Origin of the sequence: Embleya sp. AB8, assembly GCF_049739465.1 — a bacterium.
Taxonomy (GTDB): domain Bacteria; phylum Actinomycetota; class Actinomycetes; order Streptomycetales; family Streptomycetaceae; genus Embleya.
Genome location: NZ_JBMHHY010000013.1, coordinates 210,375 through 222,578, shown reverse-complemented (window position 1 = coordinate 222,578; position 12,204 = coordinate 210,375). Strand labels below are relative to the sequence as shown.

Sequence of the window (12,204 nt, the reverse complement as noted above, 5' to 3'; positions counted from 1 at the left end):
CACGGTACCGAACGACGCGGCCCGATCCACCGACATCCGCCCGACCGCACCCCCGCACCTCGATCGTCCGGAATCGGAGCCTCCGCTTCCGTATGTCGACTCCCCCCGGGCTGCCGGCCCTCGGGACGCCCCGAAAGGCATCCTGATGCCACGACCGATCGACCCGAATCCGAACTCGAATCCGAACCCGGATCACCCCACCGACTCCCCCGACTCCCCGTCCCCCAGCCGCGCCCCATCCCGCCGGGCGCTCCTCGGCGGCCTCGCCGGCGCCGCCGCCCTGGCCGCGACCCAGTGGACCCCCGCCGGCCTGATCCCCGCCGCCGAGGCCGCCGCGTCCCCGACGCCCCCGAACTTCCCGGCGGGCATCACCCTCGGCGTCCGGCAATACCGCAACTGGTCCGGCGAGATGCACGCCGACGACGTCTGGACGGCAGTCCCCGCACATGCCGCAGACGTGGTGGTCCTGGCCAACTGGGCACACGCCAACGGATATCGGCTCCGCCCGCGCGGGATGAGCCACAACTGGTCGCCGATCCTGATCCCCGACGGCGCGGACACCACCCACACCCTGCTGGTGGACACCACACAGCAGCTGACCGCGCTGACCATCAACCCGGGCTCGCCCACCACGGTCACCGTCGAAACGGGCTGCACCGTCGAACAGTTGCTGACCAGCCTGGAGGATGCCGGTCGCGGGATGATCGCGACCACCGCGCCCGGCAAGCTGAGCGTGGGCGGCGTACTGGCCATCGGCGCCCACGGCAGCGGCATCCCGACCTCGGCCGAAACCCTCCCCCTGGGCGGCACCTACGGCACCCTCAGCAACCTGGTCCTGTCCCTGACCGCGGTCGTCTGGGAGCAGAGCGCCGGCGCCTACGTCCTGAAGACCTTCCGGCGCGACGACCCGGAGATCGGCCCCTTCCTGGTCCACCTCGGCCGCGCGTTCGTCACCGAAGTGACCCTGCAAACCAATGCCAATCAACGGCTGCGCTGCCAGAACTTCTACCACGACCAGATCGGCACCCTGCTCGGCCCACCCGGCGGCAGCGGTCAACAGCTTGCCGACTACCTCCGTGATTCCGGCCGGGTCGAGGTGATCTGGTTCCCGTTCACCACCGTGCCCTGGCTCAAGGTGTGGAGCGTCGCGCCGAGCAAGCCGTGGGTCTCCACCGAGATCGACAGCCCATACCCGTACACGTTCGCCAACTTCGTCACCGCCGATCAGGCCAAGTTCCTGGCCGACCTGGCCACCGGCAATGTGGGCGGAACCGAGGTGTTCACCAACGCCGAGATGGCGGTGGTCGGTTCGGGCCTGATCGTGACCTGGACCTGGGACATCTGGGGCTGGGCGAAGAACACCCAGCTGTTCGTCGAGCCGACCACGCTGCGCATCCACGAGGGCGGCTGGGCGGTGCTGACCACGCGGGCCAACGTACAGCGGGTACTCAACGAGTTCTTCGTGCAGTACACCGGCCTGCTCGCCGCCTACAAGGCCAACGGCCAGTATCCGTGTAACAGTCCGATCGAGCTGCGGGTGACCGGTGTGGACCGGGCGAGCGAGGTGGTCGTCCCGAACGCGGTCGAACCGACGTTGTCCGCCGCCCGGCCACGCCCCGACCATCCCGAATGGGACACGGTCGTCTGGCTGGACGTCGCGACCCTGCCCGGAACCCCCACGAACCACGACTTCTATCAGCGGATGGACGTCTGGATCTGGGCCAACTACACCGGCAACTACGCCTGTGTGCGCCCGGAATGGTCCAAGGGCTGGGCCTACGGCCTGGGCGGCGCGTGGACCGATACGGCCGCCGTGACCGGCCGAATCCCGAACGCGTTCCGCACCGGTCTACCCACGACCGGCAACTTCGACGCGGCCCGGGCCACCCTCAACAAGTACGACCCGGCCCGCGTCTTCGCCAACCCGTTCCTGGACGTGCTCCTGCCCTGAAGCCGCCGCCCGCCCCGGCGCAACCGCGTCGAGCCAACCGTCGTCCAACCCACCGTTGTCGTCGAAGACCACGAACTCCCGCTCCACGGAGGCAATTTCGTAGTCACCCAGCGCGGCCACCAGGTCCGCCGCGGCCCGCGCGGCGGACTCGTCGCCCACCCCGTGGCAGCGCTGCGTGACGAACCGCTCGGCCCGCCCGTCCGGCCGCACCCGGCGGGCGTTGCGGGACAACTGCGCGCCGTGCCGCATCGCCAGGGCGGCAAGCTCGGCCGGCTCGACTGCGTTGCCGAGCACCAGCTTCAGGTGGTGCTCGAAATACCGGCCCGACCCGAGCGCGCGCGCCCGCTCGTCCGTACGCGGCACCCCGGGGTGCCCCGGCGCGGCCTCGATCTTCGTCCGGGTCACCATGTACCCGTCCCGCCCCAACAGATCGGCCAACTCCCCGGCCCGCTCCCGAGCCCGGGCCAAGGTGGTGGTGGCCCGCTCGGTAAGCATCGGTTGCGATACCGCCCGCCCCCGCGCCAGCACGATGTGGGTCACTCCCACCCCGTACTCCCGGGCTCGCTCGACCAGCCGGTCCACATCCTCGGTCCGCACCGTGACATGCGTTTCGAACTCCCCGACCAGGTCGGCGGGAAACCCCTCACCCGTACCATCCACCGACCCATCCTGGCAGGTGGGGGCACTCGACACGAAAACATATTCGGCATGCGTTCCCCGCCTCGGGCGGACGCGGACCGTCAGTCGGGATCCGGGAGCCAGGAGCCGTGCAGCCCCGCCGGCACCCGGCGCGGGAGTTCGACGGTGGCGAGCGGCGGCGCGGTGATGTCCCTGGCGTCCAGGACCAGCAACTCCGAGGTGTTCTCGGCCAGATCGCCGACCACCGTGAGCAGATAGCCGTCGTCCTCGGCCGGGCCGGCCGCGGCGGGCACGAACACCGCCTCGCCGGCCATACGTTCCCGACCCAGCTCGGCGATCTGCCGCTCCCCGGTGACCCCGTCGTATTTGACGATGGCGTGTCCCCGCAGCCCCGCGCCGGGGAAGGCCACCGCGTAGCCGAACCGGTGCGGGCGGCCGAGCCGGCGGGCGTCGATCGTGGGGAACTCGGTGACCAGCGAATCCAGATCCTCCTCACCCGCCACGCCCGAGACCGGGTCCAGGATCCACCGATGCGCGATCGTGCCGACCAGCGGCGTGTCCGGGTGGCCGGGCGCGCCCACCCACCACTTCCAACTGCTCTCCCACGAGGACCGGTCGTACCTCGGCCCCTCCACCACGATCCGCCCGCGTGCGTCCTCATACGCGTTGGCCACGTGCAACAACAACGTCGGCGCCACCTCGAACCAGGTCACCTCGGCCGGCCCGGTGCGCGGCATCACCCCGATCCGCGGCGCGTAGGAGTCGCTCCAGCGATACGGGATGCCGGACCGCTCCGCCGGGTTGTAGACCACCGGCAGGTCCGGCCAGACCACATGATGCTCCGTCAGCGCGAAGTCGTGCCGCAGCGAGGGCCCGGCGCCTGGGATGCTCTCCGCGCGAGTGATCCGCCCCTCGGCGGAGGCCACGTAGTAGGTCAGGAACGGCGGGAACGGCGAGGAGCCGAAGAAGTGCAGTTCGCCACCGACCGGATCCACCTTCGGATGCGCGGTCATCGCGGTGGTCAACCGGCCGGCGAAGTCGTACGGACCCACCGTGTCCAACTCCTCGGTCACCTCGAACGGCAGGTTGGCCTCCTGGAGTGCGAGCAACCGACCGGCGTGCTCGACGATATGCGTCCCGGCGATGCTCGCGGTCCGGTCCACCTCGCCGTCCGCACCCTCGTACGGCGCGCCGGCCGGCGCGGGGGTGCGCACCCACCGATTGCGGTACCACTCGGCCCGCCCCCCGCGCAGCCGGATCCCGTGCAACATGCCGCTGCCGCGAAACCAGTGGGTGGGCGTCTCGCCGGGCTTCGGATTGTGCCCGTTGCGGAAGTAGCGACCGTTCAGCTCGGCCGGCAGGGTGCCCCGCACGGTCAGGTCGAGGCCGGTGATCTCGTCGACCACGGGCGCGAAGTGCCCGGTCAGGTAGGGCTTTCGGGGGTCCATGATCAGTACTCTCCGATCGACGGCGGTCGCGCAGCCCGCACGCTACCGGCAACCCGAGCCCCCGCCGCACGACGAACCGGCGGGCCGGGGCACCATTGCCCCGGCCCGCCGATCCATGCGGCGCACCGCCTACCGCGCGCCCAACTCCTCGGCAAGCGCGGTCGCGAACGCGTCGATGTCGCCCTCGGTCGTGTCGAACGACGTCACCCAGCGCACCTCGCCGATCGACTCGTCCCACGTGTAGAACCGGAACCGCTTCTGCATCCGCTCGGTGACATCCGCCGGCAACACCGCGAACACCGCGTTCGCCTGCGGCATCCGACGCAGCGTCACCCCGTCCAGGTCGGCCACCCGCTCGGCGAGCAGGGTGGCCATCGCGTTCATGTGCCGCGCGTTGCGCAACCACAGGTCGCCGCCCAGCAGCGCTTCGAACTGCACCGACACGAAGCGCATCTTGGACGCGAGCTGCATCGCCGCCTTGCGCAGATACTCGACGCCCCGCACCGCGTCCGGGTTGAGCACGACCACCGCCTCGCCGAACATCAGCCCGCTCTTGGTACCGCCGAAGGACAACACATCCACGCCGACGTCCGTGCTCAGCGCGCGCAGCGGTACGTCCAGCGCGGCGGCCGCGTTGGCCAGGCGCGCGCCGTCCAGGTGGGCGAGCATGCCGTGTTCGTGTGCGTGGGCGACCAGCGCGCCGATCTCGTCCGCCGTGTAGACCGTGCCCAGTTCGGTGCTCTCCGCGAACGAGACCACCCGCGGCTGGGCGCGGTGCTGGTCGCCCCAGCCCCACGCGTGGGTGTCCACGAGTTCGGGAGTGAGCTTGCCGTCGGGGGTGTCGACGGTCAGCAGTTTCAGGCCGGCCACCTTCTCCGGCGCGCCGCACTCGTCCACGTTGATGTGCGCGCTGGCCGCGCAGATCACCGACTCCCACCGGTCGGTCATCGCCTGCAGGCCGACCACATTGGCCCCGGTGCCGTTGAACACCGGGAAGACCTGGGCCCGTTCGCCGAAGTGCGCGCGGAAGACGTCGGCGAGGTGTTCGGTGTAGACGTCCTCGCCGTAGGAGATCTGGTGTCCGCCGTTGGCGACGGCGATCGCGGCCAGCACCTCGGGGTGGACTCCCGCGTAGTTGTCGCTCGCGAAGCCGCGCGCGTTCGGGTCGTGACGCGGAGTCAGGGGACGTTCAGGCACAGTCGTTTCCCGTTCAGATCGGTTGCCGGGGTGGTCCACAGGCCGGCGATCTCGGCGGCGAGATCGGCCACGTCGGTGAAGCCGGCGAACTTTGCGTTGGGCTTGGCCGCGCGCATCTCGTCGTTGACGAGCGCCTTGACCACCAGGATGGTGGCCGCCGCGTCGGTCTCGGCGAACGCGTCGGCCAGGGCGAGCGTCCAGGTCTCCGCCGCGGCCTTGGCCGCCGCGTACCCGGCGTTGCCCTGTGTGGGGTGTCCGGCCGCCGCCGCGGAGACCAGCACGAACCGGCCACGCGGGCTGCGGGCGAGCGCCTCGTGGAAGGCCAGGCTGGTGTGTTGCACGGTACGCACGAGCAGATCATGCAACAGCGCCCAGTCGTCGAGCGAGTTGTCGGCGAACCGTTTGCCCCCGCGCCACCCGCCGACCAGGTGCACCAGGCCGTCCACGCGCCCGTGTTCGCGCTCGACGTCCGCCGCCCACCGGCGGGTGGCGCCCGGGTCCAGCAGGTCCACCACCGCGCCGCGGGCCCCGGGCGCGGCCGCCACGCTCGCCCGCAACCGACCGGCGTCCGCGTCCGCGCCGTAGACCTGCGCACCGGCTCGGACCAGCCGGGCGAGCACCGCTCGCCCGGTCGGCCCACCGGCGCCGGCCACCGCGATCACCGCGCCGTCGAGACCCTTCATCACATCGACTCCTCGTTCGCCGTACTGTTCGCCCTGCGGTTCGTCGTCCCGTGCCTCACGAGGCCTCGGCCCGCTCCGAGTCGGCGCCCGGACCCGTGGCCGAGCTGTCCGCGGTGATCCCGCGGGTGGAGGCGATCACGTCGCGCAGCCGCCGGTTGAGCGCCTCGTAGAACATGCTCAGCGGGAACTCGTCGGGCAACACCGCGTCCACGAGCGCCTTCGGCGAGCCGTCCATCGGCAGCCCGGCCGGTCCCTTGGCCCACACCGAACCGGGGTTCGGCGGCACGTACTTCGCGACCAGCGCGTAACCGGCCAGCCAGTGGCCGACCTTCGAGCGGTCCACACCCTCGCGGTAGAGCAGGTCCACCTCGTCGAACAACCCGAGCACCGCGGCGGTGATCCGGTCCCAGTCCACGGTCAGCCGGTTGTCCGCCCACTCGAGCACGCCGGCGCGGTGCAGGTAGGCGAACAACAACTGCCCGCCCAGACCGTCGTAGTTGCGCACCCGACCGCCGGTGACCGGGAAGCGGAACAGCCGGTCGAAGATCACCGCGTACTGCACCAGGCCCGCCGTGGACACCCCCTCGCCGGCCAGCGTGACCGCCTCGCGGAACGCGGTCAGATCACACCGCAGTTCCTCGAGGGCGTACATCCAGAACGGCATCCGCTGCTTGATCATGAACGGGTCGAACGGCATGTGCCCGCGCATGTGGCTGCGGTCGTGGATCAGGTCCCACAACACGAACGCGTCCTGGGCAAGCTGCTGACTCTCCACCAATTCCTGGGCCTCGGGCGGCAGTTCCAGACCGAGGGTGCGCGCGGCGGCGGCCCCGACCCGACGGAAGCGGGCCGCCTCGCGGTCGCAGAAGATGGCCCCCCACGTGAACGTGGGCACCTCGCGCACCGCCACCGTCTCCGGGAAGAGCACCGCCGAGTCGGTGTCGTAGCCGTCGGTGAAGTCGACGAACGTGATCGGCACGAACATCGCGTTGTCGTAGCGCTCGGCCTCCAACTCGGCCAGCCACTGCGGCCACACCACGCGCAGCAGCACCGCCTCGACATTGCGGTTCGGGTTGCCGTTCTGCGTGGTCATCGGGAACACCACGAGGTGTTCGAGCCCGTCGCGCCGGGACTCCTCCGGGCGAAACGCAACCAGCGAGTCGAGGAAGTCGGGGCGGCCGAAATCGTCCGCCGACCAGCGCTCGAAGTCGGCCACCACCGCGTCCAGATACGCCTCGTCGTGCGGGAACAGCGGCGCGAGGCCGGTGATCGCCGAGGTGATCTCGACGACCAGCGCGCGGGCGGACGGGTGCCCGGTCGGCTCGATCGAACCGTCCTTGGCCTGTAGGGGTCGCAGCGCGGCGACGGCGTTCTTGAGGGCCGGCCACAGCGGGTGGTCGACGGCGGTACGGACGGCTACGCGGGTCATGTTCGGCATGGAACCCTCTCAGCGGAAAGCAGGAACCACGGTCAAGCGAACCTATGTCAAAAGAATTTCACGCCGCAAGGCCATTTCAAACGCAATCTTATCGCCATGAGTACGTTTTGCCCGAATTAGTTGGGATTGCCATCGCGGCGTTTCCGGCCCGGCGACGGCCCCGATCAGGGCTGCTCGCGACCCGTTCACGGATTGCTCACACCCTGCCGACCGGCCGATCACGGAACGCACTCGGAGAAAGACCCAAGATTTCGCCGGCCGAGCCGACGGCCGCTGTGGCTATTGACCGCCGATCCTGCGATCCAGTACGTCCACTGGACCGGGCCGTCGTGCGCGACGGCACCCGATGTGGAGGCGCCGATCATGGGCCGGAGAACCACCAGGAAGACCTCGGTCCCGGCGGGGCCGGGGACCGCGAGCGGCTCGACCGGGGCGGCGACCGCGCACGAGGCGGCGGCGAGCGTACATCCGGTGGACGAAATCCTGCCGCCGGGGCGGATGTTGGTCGGCGCGCTGCAACACGTGGCCACGATGTACGCCGGGGTGGCCGCACCACCACTGATCATCGGCGGCGCACTCGGAAACCGAAGAAGCCGCGGAAACCGAGCCGACCGACGAACTCCCCGCCCCGGCCGCGCCGCTCGATTCGCTCGAACAGGCCGGTCGGGCCTGACCGTTGCCGGCTCCGCCCCCGGACATGGGCGTGGGCCCCGCCGAAGTACTCGGCGGGGCCCACGTGGTGACGCTGGATCAGACGGCGAGCTTGATGCCCACGCCGATCAGGTTCGGGTTGTCCCCGATGACGCCCTTGTTGGCGGCGTGCAGGGCCTGGTAGCCACCCTTGACGCCGAGCTTGGCCGCGATGTCGGACAGCGTGTCGCCGGCCTTCACGGTGTAGGTGCCGGCCGCCGACTTCGGCGCGACCTGCTTGGCCACGTCCTGCTTGGCGGCGGTGTCCTGCTTCGGCTGCGCCGCGATCTTCGGCGCGTTGTCGGTCACCGGCTTGGCCTCGGCCTGGGGCGCGGCCTTCGGCGCGACCGGGGTCTTGGTCTTGCCGGTGGTGGTCGAGGAGTCGGCCGTGGCGGAGGCGTTGCCGCCCTTGCCCAGGCCCGCCTTCACCGAGCAGACCGGCCAGGCGCCGGGGCCCTGGGCGGCCAGGACGCGCTCGGCGACCGCGATCTGCTGGTCCTTGGTGGCCTGCGCGGCGCTGGACGCGTACTGGCTGCCGCCGAACGCGTTCCAGGTGCTCGGGGTGAACTGGAGACCGCCGGTGAAGCCGTTGCCCGTGTTGATGCTCCAGTTGCCGGTGCTCTCGCACTGGGCGACCGCGTCCCACGTGGACGAGGTCGCGGCGTTCGCGCTGCCCGCCATGCCCACGAGGGGAAGCAGGAGACCCGCACCGGCGGCGACGGCGATGCCGGCGCGACGGCCACGAGAGAGCGAACGAACGGGAGCGGTGATGGCACGGAAGGTCATTGATTACCTCGTCGGGCGCCTGCGAAGTTAGCTGTCGGGTTCGGACGAATGGCCCGGCCGCGCCTGAATCAGGCATGGCTTCACCCCAGACCTCGGACCTTGCTCACGCAGGTACCGAGGTCGGCACTTACTTTGGTTCCCCCGCTCCTGCCGCCAGTCGATATCGACTGCATCCCTCGGGCGGCGGCAGGATTCGGCGTACCGCCCGGGGAGTCCGCTTGTGCGAACAACCACGAAGCTACGCACCGGTTCGCCGGGTTGGCAAACATTTCGGGCGCTTTGTGAGGTGCCCCATAGGCGGGAATAACACCGCTTTGCCCGATTTGTCGCCATCCTTGCAGGTCATGGCGCCGGCGTTCACGATGCGCAGCCTCGTGGTCACTCGTGCGTCGACAACGAGCTATTCCGTCGCGGGCAGCTCCACAGGTACGACTACCCGCTCCTCGTCCCAGAGGAACGTCGAACCGCCGGTCGCAAAATTGGCGACGTCGGCCAGCGTGGCCCGCCCCTCGGGCGAATCGAGGGTGGCCTCGAGTTCGGCGCGGGTGTTCGCATACAGCCCCACCACCAGGTAATAGGGCGGTTGCGCGCCGTCGGGGTCGACGTCGCACTTGCCGATGGTCCAGCCGGTCAATCCCGGCATGGTTCGGGCGACCGGGAGATGCTTCTCCCAGTAGTAGGAGTCGAACGCGGCCGGGTCCTCGGGGTGGCCGTAGAGCACGGTCAGCTTGTACATGCCGGATCCTCACTGCTCGTGGTGGATGTCGTACTGCCGGTGGTGGTGCGGATGCAGCCGGTCACGCGCGGTCGTGCCCTACCCCGCGGTGATGGCCTTGAACGCGCGGGCCTGTTCGGTGATGGCCACCTCGGTGGGCAGCCGTTCCATGCTGGAGGCGCCGAAGAAGCCGACCACGCCGGTGGTGTTGGCCAGGACGTACGCGGCGTCCGCGGGTTCGGCGATCGGCCCGCCGTGGCACAACACCAGCACGTCGGGGTTCACCTCCGCCGCCGCGTCGCGCATCGCCTGGACCCGCTGCACCGCCTGGTCGAGCGAAACCGCGGTGGTGGCGCCGATGTTGCCCTTGGTGGTCAGCCCCAGGTGCGGGACCAGGACATCGGCGCCGGCCGCGGCCATCGCACGGGCCTGCTCGGGGTCGAAGACGTAGGGCGCGGTGAGCAGGCCGCGCTCGGCGGCCAGCCGGATCATCTCCACCTCCAGGTCGTAGCCCATCCCGGTCTCCTCCAGGTTCTGCCGGAAGACGCCGTCGAACAGGCCGACCGTGGGGAAGTTCTGCACACCGGCGAAGCCCATCGCGGCGAGTTGGTCCAGGAAGTGCGGCATGATCCGGAACGGATCGGTGCCGCACACCCCGGCCAGCACCGGAGTGCTCCGGACCACCGGCAGCACCTCGCCCGCCATCTCCACCACGATCGCGTTGGCGTCCCCGTAGGGCAACAACCCGGCGAGCGAACCCCGGCCGGCCATCCGATAGCGGCCGGAGTTGTAGATGATGATCAGGTCCACGCCGCCGGCCTCGGCGCACTTGGCCGACAATCCGGTGCCCGCGCCCGCGCCGATCACGACGCCGCCCTGCTCGACCGTCGTGCGCAGTCGGCCCCGCGCCTCGCGTCCGTTCATCTCAGTCCACATGTCCCTTCGTGATCATCTCGTGCAGTCGATCCGCCGCCGCCGTGGCGAACGCCGGATCGTTGATGTCCGTCGCCACCTCGCGCAACTCGACGGCACTGCCCTCGAGTCCGGCGCGCAATGCGTCGAACAACGCCGTATCGGCGACGGAATCGTAGAAGGGCGCGCCCTCGACGTCGATCGCGGAGACCCCGCGCAGCGGGATGTGCAGCGCGGTGGGGCCGGTCGCGGCGACCAGCTTCGCGGCGATCCGCCGACCCAGTTCGGCGTTCTCCTCGGGGGTCGTGCGCATCAGCGTCACGGTCGGGTTGTGCACGTACAGCTGCCGGTCCTCGAAGCGCGCGGGCACCGTCTCGCGCGGCCCGAAGTTGACCATGTCCAGGGCGCCCACGCTGACCACCTGGGGCAGTCCCATCCGGCCGGCCGCGGTCAACCGCTCGGGGCCGGCGCTGAGCACGCCGCCGACCAGGTCGTCGGCCAACTCGGTGGTGGTCAGGTCCAGGATCCCGACCAGGAAGCCCGCCTCGGCGAGGTTCTCCATCGACGTGCCGCCGGCCCCGGTGGCATGGAACACCAGTACCTCGTAGCCGAGTTCGGTGAGCCGCTCGCGGGCGGCGTCCACCGCCGGGGTGGTCACCCCGAACATCGACGCGGCGACCAGCGGCCGGCCCTCGCCGGTGACCCCCGCGACCGCCGCGCGATCCTCGGCGTAGCCGCCGGCCATGCCCGCGATCGCGTCCGCCGCGTTGCCCAGGATCCGCTCGGAGAGCCGATTTATCCCGGCGATGTCCACGACGCTGTACATCATCGTCACGTCCACCGCGCCGACGTAGGGCGACACGTCACCCGCGGCCATCGTGGACACCAACAGCTTGGGCACGCCGACCGGCAGCGCGCGCATCGCATGGGAGGCGATCGCCGAGCCGCCCGAGCCGCCCATCGCGAGCACCCCGTCCACCCGTCCCTGCTCGTACAGTTCGCGCAGGATCGCGGCGGCGCCCTCGGCCATCGCGGTGGTCGCCGCGCCGCGGTCGGCGCGGGTGCGCAGGTCGGCCAGATCGGTGCCGGCCGCCGCCGCGACGTCGGTCGCCTGGACATCGGCCTGGGCGAGCGACTCGCCCAACACCCCCACGTTCATCAGGATCACCTCGGCACCCCTGGCGCGCAGCCGATAGGCCAGCCACGCGTATTCGGATCCCTTGGTGTCCAACGTTCCGATCAGTACGACGGTGGGCATCGGTGCCTCCGGTGAGGTCGGTACGGCTTGCCGGGTTGACGCTTCGGCGGCGAACGGCCGCGCACGGTAACCCAACCCGATGATCATGACGATTGAAAGCACCGTGCGGTAGCACGGGGTGGCGAGTTGCCAAGTTTTCGCACGTCACAGAGGTGGCGATGGCGGAGGAACCGGACGGACGGGTCGCAATCGGCGCGGGCGCCGGGGCCGGCGTCGGCCGCGCGACGGCGCCGGCTGCCCGGCCCGGGACTGCGCCGATCCGGTCCCGGCCGCGCGCCGCCCCGAGCCGCTGCGAACAACTCGCCGACGAGGTCCGCGACCTGACGGGCCGTCGGACCGGGCTCGGACAGCCGCGCAGCGGACGGGCGATCAGGTGCGCGGCACCGCCCCGGACCCCGACCGGCAACCGGCTGCGCCACCCGCCCGGTTGTGCTGCGAACCCGCCGCCCGGCCGGCCGCCGGGCCCGGGCCGTTCCCACCCCGCCCC

The 12,204-nt window shown here is 70.7% G+C and carries 10 protein-coding genes and 1 riboswitch; of the genes, 1 reads left to right on the top strand and 9 read right to left on the bottom strand.

Annotation, left to right across the window (positions count from 1 at the left end; genetic code table 11):
• The first annotated feature begins 145 nt into the window (after positions 1-145).
• Entirely contained in the window at positions 146-1,951 is a 1,806-nt protein-coding gene (locus ABIA38_RS21030) for a cholesterol oxidase substrate-binding domain-containing protein (RefSeq protein WP_424640260.1), read from the top strand.
• On the opposite strand, the gene ABIA38_RS21025 is transcribed toward ABIA38_RS21030, so the two are convergent.
• The 9 genes from ABIA38_RS21025 to ABIA38_RS20985 form a co-directional block, all read right to left on the bottom strand.
• Positions 1,850-2,611 (bottom strand): hypothetical protein, encoded by a 762-nt coding sequence (locus ABIA38_RS21025; RefSeq protein WP_424640259.1) that lies wholly within the window; start codon positions 2,609-2,611, stop codon positions 1,850-1,852. The genes ABIA38_RS21030 and ABIA38_RS21025 overlap by 102 nt on opposite strands.
• Positions 2,612-2,691: 80 nt before the next feature.
• Positions 2,692-4,038, bottom strand: coding sequence for a carotenoid oxygenase family protein (locus tag ABIA38_RS21020; protein ID WP_424640258.1), 1,347 nt, complete (start codon positions 4,036-4,038; stop codon positions 2,692-2,694).
• 129 nt (positions 4,039-4,167) lie between these two features.
• A complete protein-coding gene (locus ABIA38_RS21015) occupies positions 4,168-5,235 on the bottom strand; it encodes a threonine aldolase family protein (protein ID WP_424640257.1) in 1,068 nt (355 codons plus the stop codon).
• The gene (locus tag ABIA38_RS21010; RefSeq protein ID WP_424640256.1) at positions 5,217-5,918 is read right to left on the bottom strand and encodes an SDR family NAD(P)-dependent oxidoreductase; all 702 of its coding nucleotides are present in this window, start codon (positions 5,916-5,918) and stop codon (positions 5,217-5,219) included. The genes ABIA38_RS21015 and ABIA38_RS21010 overlap by 19 nt, the downstream gene beginning before the upstream one ends.
• Before the next feature lie 55 nt (positions 5,919-5,973).
• The gene (locus ABIA38_RS21005) at positions 5,974-7,356 is read right to left on the bottom strand and encodes a DUF6421 family protein (RefSeq protein ID WP_424640255.1); all 1,383 of its coding nucleotides are present in this window, start codon (positions 7,354-7,356) and stop codon (positions 5,974-5,976) included.
• A gap of 750 nt (positions 7,357-8,106) precedes the next feature.
• Positions 8,107-8,727 carry a transglycosylase family protein gene (locus ABIA38_RS21000; protein WP_424640254.1) on the bottom strand — a complete coding sequence of 207 codons (621 nt, stop codon included), beginning with the start codon at positions 8,725-8,727 and terminating at the stop codon, positions 8,107-8,109.
• Between the two features lie 105 nt (positions 8,728-8,832).
• Positions 8,833-9,025: riboswitch (cyclic di-AMP (ydaO/yuaA leader) on the bottom strand.
• Positions 9,026-9,232: 207 nt separating this feature from the next.
• On the bottom strand, positions 9,233-9,568 hold the full coding sequence (locus ABIA38_RS20995; RefSeq protein WP_424640253.1) for an EthD family reductase: 336 nt from the start codon (positions 9,566-9,568) through the stop codon (positions 9,233-9,235).
• 78 nt (positions 9,569-9,646) lie between these two features.
• Positions 9,647-10,471: a phosphoenolpyruvate hydrolase family protein gene (locus ABIA38_RS20990; protein WP_424640252.1), complete on the bottom strand. Its 825-nt coding sequence runs from the start codon at positions 10,469-10,471 to the stop codon at positions 9,647-9,649.
• A gap of 1 nt (position 10,472) precedes the next feature.
• Positions 10,473-11,717, bottom strand: a complete 1,245-nt coding sequence (locus tag ABIA38_RS20985; RefSeq protein WP_424640251.1) for a Tm-1-like ATP-binding domain-containing protein — start codon at positions 11,715-11,717, stop codon at positions 10,473-10,475.
• Positions 11,718-12,204 lie beyond the last annotated feature (487 nt).